We start from the raw sequence: 15593 nt of genomic DNA on the forward strand, positions 1-15593 counted from the left end.
CTAACAGCTAATGGGCATGCTGACAATCTACTTCAACAGGATCAACCCATTTGTTTAACTAGCAACGCGCTAATATCTCTTTTCATTGACCGACCAAAATCAAACTTTCGTCATATCAACGTTATCTTTTAAAACGTTAAGCAATACGTATTCGCTAGAATTCAACAAATAGCGCTTAAAATGAATAACAAATCAAAATAAAACCCTTATAATCAATAAATATATTGTCAAAATACTCATTAAGAATACAATCCACAAAAAACACCACTCAATTGAATGATGTATGAGTTATCCCCGATGAAAAAGAATGGTTTTACTTTAATAGAACTTGTCGTTGTTATTGTTATCCTTGGTATTTTAGCAGTGGTAGCTGCTCCTAAGTTTATGAACCTACAAAATGATGCCAGAGATGCTTCATTAAGAGGGCTTGAAGGCTCATTAAAATCCGTATTTGGAACAACATATTCTAAACTAGCCGTTGCAGGACTAGAAAATGAGCCTTATGTTGCAACACGAAACAAAGGTAGCTATGACGGTGCGGGGGTTTATGCAGCAGATCTAAAAATTCCCGGCTGTTCGAGTAAACCTGGTCATGACTGTGTATTTGCTTATGGCTATCCACTAAATGATAGCGGGACATTAAAGAACTTAATTGATAATTTTAATACTGACTGGCGTATTACCAATCATGCAGGAGAAAACAGAATCACCTTTAAACAATTTGCTGAACAAGCAAAGAATGATGAAGGTCACTTCATCGGTTATAAAATGAATCGTGATAACTGTTACCTAACCTATACTCCTGCATCATCAACAGCATCAGGTTATAAGCTAACGTTTACTCCTTGCAAATAGTCCAAACATAAAAATGCCGAGCATATTGCTCGGCATTTTTCTATTTAATAGCTATACCTTATTGCTTAGCAAGTTTCGCTGCATCTTTACCTTGTTCTTTAATTTCACCGTTTTTCAAACGTAGTAGGTAATCTTTCAAATCACGTTTTACTTCTGGTGCCATGATGTATAGACCAACAATGTTGACCAGTGCCATTGAGAAGATCATTGCATCAGAGAAGTCGATAACAGGACCCAAGTTCATTGATGCACCGATAACAACGAAAGTACAGAACATCAGTTTAAACGCCATCTCTGCTTTTTTGCTCTCACCGAATAGGTAAGTCCACGCTTTTAGACCGTAGTAAGACCAAGAAATCATGGTAGAGAAGGCAAATAGAACAACCGCGACAGCAAGTACCAATGGGAACCAAGAGATTGAGCTACCAAATGCTGCTGAAGTTAGTTCTACACCTGCAAGGCCTGAACCTAATTGACCCGTAATAATGATAACCAGTGCAGTCATGGTACAAATCACAACCGTATCGATAAACGGTTCTAACAGTGATACATAACCTTCTGAAATTGGCTCTTGGGTTTTTACTGCTGAGTGAGCAATCGCCGCCGAACCCACACCCGCTTCATTCGAGAACGCCGCACGTTTAAAGCCTTGGATTAGCACACCAATCACACCACCAGTAATACCTTCACCAGTAAATGCACCATTAATAATTTGAGCAAATGCATCATCAATCAGATTGTAGTTCATCACGAGGATAACTAACGCTGCACCAACATAAGTAATCGCCATGAATGGAACAACTTTCGCTGTTACTTTTGCAATCGACTTAATACCACCAATGATAACGAAAGCCACCAATAGCGCTAGGAGCAAACCAAACAACCAACCTTTATCAGCAAAGAAAGATAAGTCGCCACCCGTTACACCAACAACTTGCTTATACGCTTGGTTGGCTTGGAACATGTTACCGCCGCCTAACGCGCCACCAATCGCAAAGATTGAAAAGAGAACCGCAAGCGTACGACCTAATGCTGCATTACCACGTTTTTCTAAACCTTGGCTTAGGTAGTACATAGGACCACCAGAGACAGTGCCATCTGGATTATAAGTACGGTATTTAACTGCAAGTGAACACTCAACAAATTTAGTCGACATGCCCAGTAAGCCAGCAAGGATCATCCAAAACGTTGCACCTGCGCCACCAATTGTCACAGCAACAGCAACACCTGCGATATTACCTAGACCAACAGTACCAGAAAGCGCTGTCGATAAAGCCTGAAATGGCGTGACATCACCACTGTCTTTAGGATCGGCATAGTCCCCTTTAACAATTTTAACGGCATGTTTAAAACCACGAATATTAATAAAACCCATGTAAGCGGTAAAAAATACAGCAGCTATTACAAGCCAAAGTACAATCCACGGCGCTTGAACATCAGTAAAAGGAAGAGGAATAGAGGAGAAAATCATTCCAACAAAAGGGTTAACAATAGGGGCAACAACTTCATTAATCTTCTCATCGAGAGAGCTAGCAAAGGTGCTACCTGATGCGCCAAGCATGGCAGCTGTCATTAAAATTTTATTCATACAACATCCTTGTTTGAATGTTCAACATTCATATTTATAGTTTTTACATTGTGTTTACACTTTTAACATAGCAACATCCTAAATTTGAATAAAGCCCCTATCATAAAAGTATGAAACAAGCGTTTCATATCACAAAAACAACAATCAACTTACTTATCAACAAAGGACTGTAAATATAGAAACCAATTAAAAACAATAGGATAAAAACAAAAAGGCAGGCAATGACGCTATTTTAAGAATGGGAATTCAACAAGCAGATGAGAATAAGAATTATATAAATCGCATATCTCTTACAAAAAAAAGCGCGAATTATGGGGAATATCTTACACAGATTAGTATTTTTATCTGTATAAATGAGATGAATATCGGATAAAGAAAAGAGTAACAGCATAAAATAAAGAATAAAAAATCAATATTAGCGAATAGAAAAACAATAAAATAACCTAGATAGCCTTGCTGGAGCGAGTTTTTACCATGAAATAATATTCTTCATATTAACGGCTAATCTCCTTTAAAAATAGAATGATCAGCCTAAAATAAAACAAAAATCAACTTATTAAACTGAAACAGCAAGTAGCGGAATACCGATCCAAAGTACGGATGCAAAAATTAAAAAAAAGAAATAAGTAGACTTAAATGACATAATTTAGACCTCTTCGCAATCTTAATATGCTGCATTTTATACCTTTTAGTAATTATCGTATGTTCAAAAAATCAGTGGTTAGTTTTCAATTTTAGTAAACAAAACAAAGCATAAAATGCTTGATATAAAAATATTAAGGGAATATTGTTCCTCTATGAAATTACGATTAAGTACACCTCACTCCTCATTTTGTTGGTGGCGCTCTTACTAGAGCGGCGCTGAACTAACACACCTTATTTTTTATGTTCATACGCTGCCGGAAGGTTTGCCATGAACAGTTACGATCTTGTTTAGTCCTCTCCGGTAGCAACAATTATTTTCTGGAGAATACTATGACAACATCAGCACAAAGCACTAACGTTATTCTTACTGGCGATCGCGCAACAGGTCCACTTCACCTTGGTCACTATGTGGGTTCCCTGCAACAACGTATTCAACTACAACATCAGTACCAACAAACCATTCTTGTCGCAGATATGCAGGGGCTTACTGATAATGGGCATAACCCACAGAAAGTTGCTTCTAATATTTTAAACGTGGTAGCCGATTACCTCGCAGTCGGTATCGATCCCAACTTAACCACGATTTGTTTGCAGTCATCACTACCCGCATTGGCTGAGCTGACCATGTACTATTCAAACTTGGTATCGATTTCTCGTCTTGAACGTAACCCAACCGTTAAAAATGAAATTCAATCTAAAGCATTTGGCCGCTCAATTCCTGCCGGATTTTTAACTTATCCCATTTCTCAAGCGGCTGATATTACGGCATTTAAGGCTAATTTGATCCCTGTGGGTGATGATCAATTACCCATGCTAGAACAAACCAATGAAATCGTAAGAAAAATTAACCATATAGCCGGAAAAGAGATCTTAGTGGAATGCCAAGCACTACTGAGTAATGTGGCACGCCTACCAAGTACTGACGGTAAAAACAAAATGTCTAAATCAATGGGAAATGCGATTACGTTAGGCGCAGACAGTAAACAAATAAGCCAAGCGGTGAAATCAATGTACACCGATCCTAACCATCTTCGCGTTGAAGATCCGGGTAACATTGAAGGTAATGTTGTCTTCACCTATCTTGATGCTTTTCATCCTGATCAAAACTATGTCACTGAACTAAAAGAGCATTACCAACGTGGTGGTTTAGGGGATGGTACAACAAAGAAAGTTTTAGAGTCGTGCTTACAAGACTTAATCACGCCTATTCGTCAACGCCGTGAAGAATACTTAAATGATAAAGCGTATTTAGTTGAAGTATTGAAAAAAGGCACCGAAAAAGCCAATCAGGAAACTCAGCTAGTATTACATGATGTGAAAGGCGCATTTGGGCTTAACCTTTTCTAATGGTTTCGGATATCTAAGTAACTTGGGTATAAAGGCAGCTATGTTTATACTGACTCGATTTTCAGATAAACATAGCCGTCCAATCACACAGTGCAGTTATATGGCAGCCATCGAACTCGAACAAGATTACTACCTTCACAACTTTAAAGCTTTGCTTAAAACCGTAGAGCAGTATCATGCTTCATTATTAACTACTGATGAAAAGCACTGGTTGCAATCTTTCCAACAGCTTTCAGCCGATGCGCAAATGTTACTGATCCGCTTACTATCACGTAAAGGGATCTTGTTTCGTTTTAACAAACTCAATTATGAAGAAATTACAAATATCAACTTAGCTAAAGATGCGCTTATTCATGCTCAGTTTATTAGCCAAGAAATCACCGCTCTTCACCAGCAACAAGTTATCAGCATCAGTGATATTTTCTCACTCTATACCAAACCAGAGCTACAGCGTTTATTCCCAACTCTTATTGATAAAACAGATAAGAAAGCTGAAATACTATTAAAGTTAGAGAGCTATGATGATAGTGAATACTTGCTTAGTGTCATTAGCGAGCCACTTGTTATGATTCAACAACAAACACTGCTCGCAAAGTTTCTATTACTGTTTTTTGGTAATAGCCATCAAGATCTTAGCCAATTTGTATTAAGTGATTTAGGGCTAAATAAATTTGAAAATTACCAGATTGATACCAGCACGCAATTGTTCCACACCACAGAACAAGTAAACCAATGGCTGGCCTTAACCCAATTGTCTGACTTATATTGGCGTGCCCATGAAACGAAAGACTACGATACTATTTCTTCCGTTGTACCATTATTGCCAAAAGCTGCTTCATGGTTGCCACTGGAGAATAAACGCCAAAAACTTATCAATCATATTGCACGAGATTTAGAGCGTAACTATCAATATGACATAGCACTTGCTCTCTTTCGTCAAACTGAACGTACGCCAAGCCGTGAACGACAAGCACGAATACTCATGGCACAGCAACAATACCAAGCAGCCTATGATGTAGTGAAAAATATTCAGTATGATCCGAAAAATGAAGATGAATACGGCGTAAGTCTTAGGTTAGAGAAAAAGCTCGCAAAGTCAGTGAATCAAATTTTTACTGCCCCAAAAACGTTTGCTCCAAAAGCTATACAACTGCAACTTGCTAATCCTGAACGCCAAAGGGTTGAACGCTGTGCTGCTCGCTATTTTGAGTCCCAAGGTTGGACGGTGTTCTATCTTGAGAACCAATTTCTCAACAGCCTTTTTGGATTAGCAATGTGGGATATTATCTTTGCCCCTATCAAAGGCAGTTTTATTAACCCTTACCAATTAGCGCCACTGGATATGTTCAGTTCAGACTTTTACCTCAAGCGAAAAGACTTAATTAATGAACGCCTACAAGCGATTGAACAAGGCCACTTTGATGGTTGGCAAACACACTTTGAGACAAAACAAGGGATCTCTAACTACTGGGTACATTGGGAGAACTTTAGTCAGCAAGCACTTACATTAGCGCTAAGCCATATACCACCAACTCAATTAGCGATGATGTTTCGTCGATTACTAAAAGACTTACGCCACCACCGCTCAGGAATGCCAGATCTGATCATGTTTAATGACACAGGTTATCAGTGGGTAGAAGTCAAAGGACCCGGTGATAAATTACAAGACCACCAGTTGCGTTGGCTCGCTTTTTTTGACCAACATGGAATTCCCGCACAAGTGGCTTATATTACATTTTCAACTCCTAGCGAAGACTAAGCGAATAAATAGACGTTTTTTGCGTTAGCGTAATAAAAGCCTGCCGAAAATTCGTTACCATGCTGCGATTAGCACTAACAGGTATGTTTACAATGAAAATTACTGTGGATGGCGGCTCATTTAAGGTCGCAATTGATACTGAGTACGAGGGCCTAGTCGCAGAAGCAACTGCGGTGTATAACGAAACATTAGAGCAGGCAAAAACAGCAGATAAAGCTATACTGCGCTTTCTTCAAATCATTCTTGAACACCGTGATAATGACGACGCTATCGGTTATGCCGTATTAGGCTTACTTGGCTGGTATAACAAAAAAATTAATTCTGTTACAGATAAAGATATCGAGCTAAATCTACCCAAAATCCTACCGCACTTATTGAATCCGACGGGGGATTTAACCGCATTCAATCCCGTGGAAAAAACGACGTTCGCGCATTAATCATTTTATTGTAAGTGCCTATTACTCAATAACGATAATAGGCATTATTGCTAGATTAAAAACCTTAGCATTACACTATTTACTCACGTCATTTATCCTCTGTAAGCCCAACGTGACGCCTATAAATATAAACTTTTTATCAGTAACTGTTTGTTTATGACACGCTTATAACAAACATGCTAGTATAGCGTCATTGAAAAATAGCCCACTATGTGACTCTACTATTACCTCAGTAATAGTATGATATTATTGTTAATACCTGTTTCAACTCGGTACTCGAATGAACCAATCAGAACTATTATTAGACGTTAGTACTCACGCTTTACTACACCTAGAATTCAAAAAACTAGATAAACGACTAAGCCTTGCAGAAAAAAATAATATATTGGTTCAATATCTAAAACCAATCGTTAAATCTCATCAGTATCGACTAGTAAAGAAAACGACGAAAAGCTGGCTACAAATGGGTAGAAAGCTAAATACCGATTTCGAAGCAACATTAAATCAAGAACGCGAACGTTTGCAACAAATGAGCTCAACCGATCTCTACCAGTTTATTGCCCTTATTCAAGAGATCGAAACAGAGCTGGATACTAAAGCACAGTATTCACTGGCACACGCGATCGATCTTAATGCGCGTTATGGCAAAGTTTTGGTCTGTGTTGTCGATGAAGATCTAACATCAAGCTTTGATGAAGATGGTTTAATGACCAAAGCAACACAAATACTCTTTATTGGCGACGAAAAGTTGAAAGATCAATTTTCTTCAATTGTTGATAAGAGCACAGGCTTCCAATCTGTCATTGCTTATGAAGATGAAAACCATTTACGTATTGAGCTATTTCGTCTTTAATCACTAAGATCTACTGACTAAAAATTTGCAATAGTGTTATCTAGCAAAACCTTGAAGCTCATATTGTTATCTTCTTTTTACAATATACCGAAAAAGCAATAGGCCTTTACTCTCCCCAAAAAAGTGTAAAGGCTTTATCTCATTGATACTGCAATAACATTTCCCCCTTCCTGTGAATATCAAAAATCTTATAAATATCAAAGTGATAAAAAGCACCTCATTGCGACAAAATAAAATATAAAACATTGTACCTTTATTTTTAACAGTAATACCTTTAGAGTATCCACCTTTATATTTTTGTAACAAGTTAGCTATGATGATAAAGAATTTAACAACAACACTCCTACTGTGCTCAACATTGAGCGCATGTTCTGTCATGAATCAGCAAGAGTGCCAAACAGCTAACTGGCAAGCACTTGGTTACATGGATGGCTCTCAAGGTGCCTCTTCTACCCAATTTAACGAACGTAGTTCCGCATGTTCAGAATACAATGTGCGTGCTGATTTTAAGCAATACCAACTTGGCTATAATAAAGGGCTAACAACGTACTGTACTGAAAGCCATGGCTTTTATGTTGGATCTCATGGCAAGTCTTACCAAGGTGTCTGTCCACAAAATACCGCCCAAGCCTTTATAAAAGGCTATAACCATGGTCAGCAACTTTATACAGCGCAAGAAAATGTTTCTCGTGCAGAACGAGAATTGAGCTATGAGCAACATGAAATTGATAATCAAAAAGAGAAATTAAACGATTTAAAAAACAGTTTAATTTACGACCAACTCACACCACGTGAGCGCCGTGAAAAGCTTGATGAGATTGATGAAATCAATAATAGACCCAACGATCTTAGAAGAAAGCAGCATGAACTTAACAAGTTAAAACAAGAACTTGAAAAAGTAAGAGCACAAATGAATAAATACTATTAAAACGGCATGAAAAAGCCCTTACTCTCGGTACAAAGTAAGGGCTTTAAATTGTGATGGGTTTACTGGAGATACCATCAGCAATAAATAACATCCATTCTATCTATTACTTTCCTTTCACACCATGATGGTTATGCAAAAGGAATGCCTCCTTGATGGTATAAAACAATATCCGCTTATCTTTCTATGGTGATTTAGTCCAACAAACGGTCACTGTATTTATTCCATCAAGGTTAGCGGCGCATTTGTTTCTGGGTTAATTCAACCGCACGTAATTGTGCCATTGCTTTCGCCAGATCCATTTCCGCCATAGCGAAGTTAATATCATCAGCATGCTTGTTGATATTTTCTTCTGCGGCGCGTCGAGCTTCATCAGCGCGAGCCTTATCAATGTCCTTCCCATGCATTGCCGTATCGGCAAGTACAGTTACTACAGAGGGTTGAACTTCAACAATCCCGCCTGAGATATAAAGGATTTCTTCAGGATCCTTTAGATCAGTGACAAAACTCGCCACACCAGGTTTTAGTCGGCTCAATAAAGGAGAGTGACCAGGGCGTATACCCAATTCCCCATCAGAGCCAGAAATTGCCAGCGCATGAGCTGGGCCAGAAAACAATGGACCTTCTGCACTCACAATGTTGAGTTGGAACGTGTTTTCGGTTACGCCAATAGCCATGATGCCTCCTTACGCCTTAAAGATTTTTAGCTTTTTCAAGCACTTCTTCGATAGCGCCACAGTACAAGAATGCTTGTTCTGGTACGTCATCGTATTCACCGCTTAGTAAGCCTTTAAAGCCTGCGATAGTCTCTTTAAGTGATACAAAGACACCAGGTTGACCGGTAAACACTTCTGCTACGTGGTAAGGCTGAGTTAAGAAACGTTCAATCTTACGAGCACGAGATACAGTTTGCTTATCTTCTTCAGATAATTCATCCATACCTAGGATAGCAATGATATCTTTAAGCTCTTTATAACGTTGAAGTACGGTTTGTACGCCACGCGCAACATCGTAGTGATCTTGACCAACAACCAACGGATCTAACTGACGAGAAGTTGAATCTAGTGGGTCAATCGCAGGATATAAACCAAGCGCTGCAATGTTACGAGACAGTACAACTGTCGCATCAAGGTGAGCAAACGTCGTTGCTGGCGATGGGTCAGTCAAGTCATCGGCTGGTACGTATACCGCCTGAATTGAAGTGATAGAACCTGTCTTCGTTGAGGTAATACGCTCTTGTAGTACACCCATCTCTTCCGCCAATGTTGGCTGGTAGCCTACTGCTGATGGCATACGACCAAGCAGTGCTGATACTTCTGTACCTGCCAATGTATAACGGTAGATGTTATCGATAAACAGGAGTACGTCACGGCCTTCATCACGGAAGCTTTCTGCGATAGTTAAACCAGTTAGCGCTACACGAAGACGGTTGCCAGGTGGCTCGTTCATCTGACCGTAAACCATGGCTACTTTATCAAGTACCCCAGCTTCTTTCATTTCGTAGTAGAAATCGTTACCTTCACGAGTACGCTCACCGACACCAGTAAATACTGATAAGCCTGAGTGTGCTTTCGCGATGTTGTTGATAAGCTCCATCATGTTAACGGTCTTACCTACACCCGCACCACCGAACAGACCGATTTTACCACCCTTAGCAAATGGGCAGATAAGGTCGATAACTTTCACACCCGTTTCTAACAGTTCAGAGCTGTTAGATTGTTCTTCATAAGACGGTGCTTCACGGTGAATGGCATATTTGGTTTTTTCGCCAATTTCACCACATTCATCAATCGGTGAGCCTAACACGTTCATGATACGACCAAGGGTTTCTTCACCCACAGGGACAGTGATCGGTGCTTTGGTATTCACCACATCTAGGCCACGACGAAGGCCGTCTGATGAACCCATTGCGATACAGCGAACAACACCGCTACCAATTTGCTGCTGTACTTCTAATACTAATTCAGCATGCTCACTATCACTAAGGGTAAGCGCATCATATACACGTGGTACGCTATCTTGGTCAAATTCCACGTCAACGACAGCGCCGATGACTTTGACAATCTTACCAGTACTCATTTGATGTCCTCAAAATTCTATTTAAACGGCTTGTGCCCCAGCTACGATTTCACTTAGCTCTTGGGTAATAGCTGCTTGACGGGCTTTGTTATAAACAAGCTGTAAATCATTAATCAGCTCGCCCGCATTATCGGTTGCCGCTTTCATCGCAACCATTCGCGCTGCTTGTTCACAAGCGATACTCTCAACGGTGCCTTGGTAGACCTGTGATTCGATATAGCGAAGCATCAGCTCGTTGAGAATTGGTTTTGGATCTGGCTCGTAGATATAGTCCCAGCGGCTTGATTCATTAGCATCCGCTAACTCTTCTTCTTCAAGCTGAGGGTTAGGTAGCAATTGTGCCACCTTCGGCTTTTGCACCATGGTATTTACAAACTCGTTGTAAACCAGGAACAAGCGGTCAATCTTACCCTCGTCGAAAAACTCCAACATGGCGTTAACTGGGCCTAAAATATCTTCAAGTTTTGGTTCATCACCAATACCGGATGTTTGTGCAATCACGTTGCCGAAACGATGGAAAAACGAAATCGCTTTTGAACCGATCAAGGTGGTATCAACCTCCACCCCTTGATCTTTCCACTGACGCATATCTGCCAGTGCTTTCTTAAACAAGTTAATGTTCAAGCCACCACATAATCCTCGGTCTGAGGAAATAATGATGTAAGCGACACGTTTTACTTCACGCTCTTCAAGATAGGGATGCTTGTACTCCAACGAACCAGAAGTCACGTGTCCGATCACTTTACGCATGTTCTCTGCGTAAGGTCGGGTCGCTTCCATGTTCTGTTGAACTTTGCGCATCTTACTTGCGGCAACCATCTGCATAGCACTAGTGATCTTTTGCGTATTTTGCACGCTGGCGATCTTAGTGCGGATCTCTTTTGCATTTGACATGGTTAGCTCCTATCTACATTCATACTGCATCGTACTTGGACGGAAATGTTCTCGTCGCTTAGTACGACTGGGTATCAACGAATGTTTTTAGAAGCTGGTGCAAGCTTGCTTCGATGTCATCGTTGTAATCACCAGACTCATTAATTTTTGCTAGTAATTCAGCTGACTGACTCTTAGCAAATGCCATTAATGCTTCTTCAAATGCACCGATTTGAGATAACTCAACGTTATTCAAATAACCTTTCTCCGCAGAGAAAATAGCAAGTGCTTGCTCAGCGACAGACATAGGTGCGTACTGCTTTTGCTTCATTAGCTCAGTTACTTTTTCACCATGGTCTAGCTGTTTACGTGTAGCATCATCAAGATCCGATGAGAACTGAGCAAAGGCTGCTAATTCACGATACTGTGCAAGTGCGGTACGAATACCACCAGACAGTTTCTTAATGATCTTAGTCTGCGCGGCACCACCAACACGAGATACCGAAATACCCGGGTCAACCGCTGGACGTAAGCCTGCGTTGAACAAGTTAGTCTGCAAGAAGATCTGACCATCAGTAATCGAAATTACGTTGGTTGGTACGAAAGCTGATACGTCACCCGCTTGGGTTTCAATGATAGGTAACGCAGTTAATGAACCTGTTTGACCTTTCACTTCACCGTTAGTAAAACGCTCAACATAGTTAGCATTTACACGTGATGCACGCTCTAGTAGACGTGAGTGAAGGTAGAAGACATCACCAGGGAAGGCTTCACGACCCGGTGGACGCTTAAGCAATAGTGAGATTTGACGGTAAGCAACAGCCTGCTTAGACAGGTCATCATAAACAATCAGAGCATCTTCACCACGGTCACGGAAGTATTCACCCATAGTACAACCCGCATACGGGGCTAGGTATTGAAGGGCTGCCGCTTCAGACGCTGATGCTACAACAACAATGGTATTTTTAAGCGCGCCGTTTTCTTCTAACTTACGCACAACGTTAGCAATTGTTGATGCTTTTTGACCAATGGCCACATACACAGAGTAAATACCAGAATCTTTCTGGTTAATGATGGCATCAATCGCCATCGCTGTTTTACCTGTCTGGCGGTCACCGATGATCAACTCACGCTGACCACGACCGATTGGCACCATAGAGTCAACCGCTTTGTAACCAGTCTGGATTGGCTGATCAACCGATTTACGATCGATTACACCGGGTGCGATTATTTCAACAGGCGCAAAGCCATCGTTGTCAATCGCGCCTTTACCATCAATAGGCTGACCAAGGGTGTTAACAACACGACCCAATAAACCTTTACCTACTGGCACTTGGAGGATACGACCGGTACCTGTTACTTTCATGCCTTCAGCAAGATCAGCGTAAGGACCCATCACTACCGCACCTACAGAGTGACGCTCTAAGTTAAGTGCCAATGCATAACGGTTGTCTGGAAGTTCAATCATCTCACCTTGCATAACATCAGCAAGACCATTGATAACAATAATACCGTCGCTTACAGAGACGATAGTACCTTCATTACGTGCCTGACTGGTCACGTTAAAGGTGGCGATTCGTTGTCTAATTAAATCGCTAATTTCGTTGGAATTCAGTTGCATATCTAATTACCTATTACGCCTGAAGGCTTGTAGCAAGTCGGTTGATAGAGCTTTTTAGCGAGCCATCAATCACCATTTCACCGGCTTTGATTAGCATTCCGCCAACTAGCGACTCATCAATGTGACAATCAAGCTCAACACTGCGATTTAATTTCTTTTGCAGCGCCTGTATCAGGTTCGCTTTCTGCTCATCTGTTAACGGCTCGGTTGTTGTTACTGTCGCTGTTATCATGCGCTCATGATCTTCTTTCAGCTCATGGAACAATTCAGCAACTTGCGCAATCACATTTAGACGTCCATTTTCAGCCATTACTCTGATCAGGTTCTGGCCATGTTCATCCAGCAGCCCCTCACAAACGCCCAAGAACATGTCAGTAAACGCTGATGAGTCATGCTCGCCAAACTGCTCGCTATCTTCAATTTGCTGAGCAATAACGGGTTGGCTAGCAACCGTTGCTGCGATAATTAACATTTGCTCCCATTGTTCCAATGCATCATTGGCAAGAGCGAAATCAAACGCTGCTTTGGCATAGGGCTGAGCAATAGTTAGTGGATCTGACATAATGTGCTCTCCGCTTACATATCCTTGATGAGTTTATTAACAAGATCGCGGTTAGCATCTGTGTCTAAGTTACGGTTAATCAGTTTCTGCGCCGTTTCAATCACAATGTCAGACATTTCTGCACGGAGTTCTTGGCGAAGACGATTACGATCACTTTCCACTTCAGCATTGCCCTGAGCAATAATGCGAGCTTTTTCTTTCTCACCTTCCGCTTGGGCTTCTTCGATAATTTGAGCGCGACGCTTATTACCTTGCTCGACTAATTCATTTGCACTTTTCTTCGCATCATCCAGAAGCTTTTCACCATTAGCTTTTGCTAATTCAAGTTCTTTTGACGCGTTTTCGGTATGAATCAGTCCTTCAGCGATTTCGCGCTGACGTTGGTCAATTAACGCAGTTAGCGGTGGCCAAACATATTTCATACAGAGCCAAACAAAAATCACGAATGAGATTGCCTGACCAAGCATGGTTGCATTTAAATTCATACCATCCTCACTATTTAAATAACGTTATGATTTATAACGGTAGTTCTGGCTATTAAGCCACAGCAAAGATGATGTAAAGACCAATACCCACACCAATCATAGGTACCGCATCCACAAGACCCATCATGATAAAAAACTGAGTACGTAGCATAGGGGTTAAATCAGGTTGACGTGCAACACCTTCAAGGTATTTACCAGCAAGATTACCGATACCAGCTGCCGCACCTGCCGCACCTAAACCAATGAGAAGCGCACCAGCAACGTAAAGAACTGCACTTACAATATCCATGAATGACTCCAAAAATTTATTTAATAGATAAAACTTAAATCGAACTTAATTTATTAATGTTCTTCCGTTGCCATCGCTAGGTACACAACAGTTAGTACCATGAAGATGAAGGCTTGAAGGAACACAATTAAAATGTGGAACAATGCCCACGGCACGCTTAACGCCCACTGCATCCACCACGGCATTAATGCAATCAGGATAAAAATCATTTCACCTGCGTACATATTTCCGAAGAGTCGAAGTCCAAGAGAAATTGGTTTTGAAATTAATGTCACCAACTCCAAAACGAAGTTCACCGGATACAACAATGGGTGTTCAAATGGTTGTGTTGTTAACTCTTTAATAAAGCCAACAAGTCCCTTAGTTTTTAAGGTATAACCAATGATTAAAATAAACACACCTAACGCCATCGACACCGGTACATTCACATCAGCAGAAGGCAGATCACGGAAGTGTTCAAAGCCCAGTGCTCGTGCTAATGCAGGAATGAAGTCGACAGGAATTAAGTCGATCATATTCATTAAGAAAACCCACACGAAGATAGTTAACGCTAAAGGCCCGACTATCTTGCTTCTCGTCTGAAAAATTTCCTTAACAAGGTTGTTTACAAATTCATAGGTGATTTCAATAAAACATTGCAATCGACCTGGAACACCAGAGGTTCCGCGGCTAACAACATATTTAAAGACACCGATGAACAGTAAACCTAACACCCATACCATAAACATGGAGTCTATATTTAGGCTCCAAAAACCTTGGCCTACAGTAAGGAATGTTAAGTGGTGCTCAATATATTCGTGAGCGGTAGTTACTGCTTCCACCTTACGTCATCCTAAATTGAGGTTTGTTAAGTATCGGGGTTAAAAAGCATCCTAAAAATGTCACGCTATAAGCTAATAACATAGCTACATGATTTACTGGAATAAAACGAACAACAGCTAAAATCATTACCGCGGTATAAACCCACTTAATAAAACTATTAAGTTTGGCTAAATATCGAATACTAATGTCTTTATTTGTTTTTATTTTAAAAGCAGCGGCACTTAAGCCTAACAACGAAGGAATAACTGCAATAGCCACCCCAATAATTGAAGATTTAACGCCAAACCAATTAGTAGTAATAGAAGCGAAACAAATAAAAAGTAAACCTAATATTACTTGCCCTATCACTATTACTTTTGCTGCAGATAAAATATCGCTAGAACCAGATTTCGTATTCATTTCTAATCCTCTTTATTTATGCAATAACCTGCTAAACCCCTCCATTTCAACTTG

General features: G+C 40.5%; 16 protein-coding genes. 6 read left to right on the forward strand and 10 right to left on the reverse strand.

Going from position 1 to position 15593, the window contains the following annotated elements; all coding sequences use genetic code 11:
* The first annotated feature begins 297 nt into the window (after positions 1–297).
* Complete coding sequence (locus BTO08_RS15430) at positions 298–855, forward strand: type II secretion system protein (protein WP_045083127.1); 558 nt, start codon at positions 298–300, stop codon at positions 853–855.
* A gap of 58 nt (positions 856–913) precedes the next feature.
* Here BTO08_RS15430 and BTO08_RS15435 read toward each other — a convergent pair whose 3' ends face one another.
* Entirely contained in the window at positions 914–2443 is a 1530-nt protein-coding gene (locus BTO08_RS15435) for an alanine/glycine:cation symporter family protein (RefSeq protein WP_105061579.1), read from the reverse strand.
* Between the two features lie 975 nt (positions 2444–3418).
* Between BTO08_RS15435 and trpS the strand changes: the two genes are divergently transcribed.
* The 5 genes from trpS (at position 3419) to BTO08_RS15465 (ending at position 8412) form a co-directional block, all read left to right on the forward strand.
* Positions 3419–4435 (forward strand): tryptophan--tRNA ligase, encoded by a 1017-nt coding sequence (gene trpS / locus BTO08_RS15440; protein ID WP_105061580.1) that lies wholly within the window; start codon positions 3419–3421, stop codon positions 4433–4435.
* A 40-nt stretch (positions 4436–4475) separates the two neighbouring features.
* Positions 4476–6194, forward strand: a complete 1719-nt coding sequence (locus tag BTO08_RS15445; protein WP_242446280.1) for a VRR-NUC domain-containing protein — start codon at positions 4476–4478, stop codon at positions 6192–6194.
* 92 nt (positions 6195–6286) lie between these two features.
* Positions 6287–6631, forward strand: a complete 345-nt coding sequence (locus tag BTO08_RS15450) for a hypothetical protein (RefSeq protein WP_105061582.1) — start codon at positions 6287–6289, stop codon at positions 6629–6631.
* 280 nt (positions 6632–6911) lie between these two features.
* Complete coding sequence (locus tag BTO08_RS15455; protein WP_105061583.1) at positions 6912–7484, forward strand: DUF2913 family protein; 573 nt, start codon at positions 6912–6914, stop codon at positions 7482–7484.
* 313 nt (positions 7485–7797) lie between these two features.
* Positions 7798–8412, forward strand: coding sequence for a DUF2799 domain-containing protein (locus BTO08_RS15465; protein WP_198038486.1), 615 nt, complete (start codon positions 7798–7800; stop codon positions 8410–8412).
* A gap of 230 nt (positions 8413–8642) precedes the next feature.
* Here BTO08_RS15465 and BTO08_RS15470 read toward each other — a convergent pair whose 3' ends face one another.
* Genes BTO08_RS15470 through BTO08_RS15510 form a run of 9 tightly spaced genes read right to left on the reverse strand, consistent with a single transcriptional unit; the run spans position 8643 to position 15539 of the window.
* Complete coding sequence (locus tag BTO08_RS15470) at positions 8643–9086, reverse strand: F0F1 ATP synthase subunit epsilon (RefSeq protein ID WP_005366515.1); 444 nt, start codon at positions 9084–9086, stop codon at positions 8643–8645.
* A gap of 16 nt (positions 9087–9102) precedes the next feature.
* On the reverse strand, positions 9103–10488 hold the full coding sequence (gene atpD / locus BTO08_RS15475) for a F0F1 ATP synthase subunit beta (protein WP_105061586.1): 1386 nt from the start codon (positions 10486–10488) through the stop codon (positions 9103–9105).
* A gap of 21 nt (positions 10489–10509) precedes the next feature.
* Positions 10510–11382, reverse strand: coding sequence for a F0F1 ATP synthase subunit gamma (atpG, locus tag BTO08_RS15480; protein ID WP_105061587.1), 873 nt, complete (start codon positions 11380–11382; stop codon positions 10510–10512).
* A 58-nt stretch (positions 11383–11440) separates the two neighbouring features.
* A complete protein-coding gene (gene atpA / locus BTO08_RS15485) occupies positions 11441–12982 on the reverse strand; it encodes a F0F1 ATP synthase subunit alpha (RefSeq protein ID WP_105061588.1) in 1542 nt (513 codons plus the stop codon).
* Positions 12983–12995: 13 nt separating this feature from the next.
* Positions 12996–13544, reverse strand: a complete 549-nt coding sequence (locus BTO08_RS15490; protein ID WP_105061589.1) for a F0F1 ATP synthase subunit delta — start codon at positions 13542–13544, stop codon at positions 12996–12998.
* A 14-nt stretch (positions 13545–13558) separates the two neighbouring features.
* The gene (gene atpF / locus BTO08_RS15495) at positions 13559–14029 is read right to left on the reverse strand and encodes a F0F1 ATP synthase subunit B (RefSeq protein WP_105061590.1); all 471 of its coding nucleotides are present in this window, start codon (positions 14027–14029) and stop codon (positions 13559–13561) included.
* A 52-nt stretch (positions 14030–14081) separates the two neighbouring features.
* Entirely contained in the window at positions 14082–14318 is a 237-nt protein-coding gene (atpE, locus tag BTO08_RS15500) for a F0F1 ATP synthase subunit C (protein WP_004727739.1), read from the reverse strand.
* A 53-nt stretch (positions 14319–14371) separates the two neighbouring features.
* Positions 14372–15139: a F0F1 ATP synthase subunit A gene (gene atpB / locus BTO08_RS15505; protein WP_105061591.1), complete on the reverse strand. Its 768-nt coding sequence runs from the start codon at positions 15137–15139 to the stop codon at positions 14372–14374.
* Position 15140: 1 nt separating this feature from the next.
* Complete coding sequence (locus BTO08_RS15510; protein ID WP_045148492.1) at positions 15141–15539, reverse strand: ATP synthase subunit I; 399 nt, start codon at positions 15537–15539, stop codon at positions 15141–15143.
* Between the last annotated feature and the right edge of the window lie 54 nt (positions 15540–15593).

It is taken from the genome of Photobacterium angustum (assembly GCF_002954615.1).
GTDB classification, from domain to species: domain Bacteria; phylum Pseudomonadota; class Gammaproteobacteria; order Enterobacterales; family Vibrionaceae; genus Photobacterium; species Photobacterium angustum_A.

Coding starts and splice junctions, on each gene's coding strand:
- BTO08_RS15430 (WP_045083127.1), top strand. CDS start 298: ATGAAAAAGAATGGTTTTACTTTAATAGAACTTGTCGTTGTTATTGTT.
- BTO08_RS15435 (WP_105061579.1), bottom strand. CDS start 2,443: ATGAATAAAATTTTAATGACAGCTGCCATGCTTGGCGCATCAGGTAGC.
- trpS (WP_105061580.1), top strand. CDS start 3,419: ATGACAACATCAGCACAAAGCACTAACGTTATTCTTACTGGCGATCGC.
- BTO08_RS15445 (WP_242446280.1), top strand. CDS start 4,476: ATGTTTATACTGACTCGATTTTCAGATAAACATAGCCGTCCAATCACA.
- BTO08_RS15450 (WP_105061582.1), top strand. CDS start 6,287: ATGAAAATTACTGTGGATGGCGGCTCATTTAAGGTCGCAATTGATACT.
- BTO08_RS15455 (WP_105061583.1), top strand. CDS start 6,912: ATGAACCAATCAGAACTATTATTAGACGTTAGTACTCACGCTTTACTA.
- BTO08_RS15465 (WP_198038486.1), top strand. CDS start 7,798: ATGATGATAAAGAATTTAACAACAACACTCCTACTGTGCTCAACATTG.
- BTO08_RS15470 (WP_005366515.1), bottom strand. CDS start 9,086: ATGGCTATTGGCGTAACCGAAAACACGTTCCAACTCAACATTGTGAGT.
- atpD (WP_105061586.1), bottom strand. CDS start 10,488: ATGAGTACTGGTAAGATTGTCAAAGTCATCGGCGCTGTCGTTGACGTG.
- atpG (WP_105061587.1), bottom strand. CDS start 11,382: ATGTCAAATGCAAAAGAGATCCGCACTAAGATCGCCAGCGTGCAAAAT.
- atpA (WP_105061588.1), bottom strand. CDS start 12,982: ATGCAACTGAATTCCAACGAAATTAGCGATTTAATTAGACAACGAATC.
- BTO08_RS15490 (WP_105061589.1), bottom strand. CDS start 13,544: ATGTCAGATCCACTAACTATTGCTCAGCCCTATGCCAAAGCAGCGTTT.
- atpF (WP_105061590.1), bottom strand. CDS start 14,029: ATGAATTTAAATGCAACCATGCTTGGTCAGGCAATCTCATTCGTGATT.
- atpE (WP_004727739.1), bottom strand. CDS start 14,318: ATGGATATTGTAAGTGCAGTTCTTTACGTTGCTGGTGCGCTTCTCATT.
- BTO08_RS15510 (WP_045148492.1), bottom strand. CDS start 15,539: ATGAATACGAAATCTGGTTCTAGCGATATTTTATCTGCAGCAAAAGTA.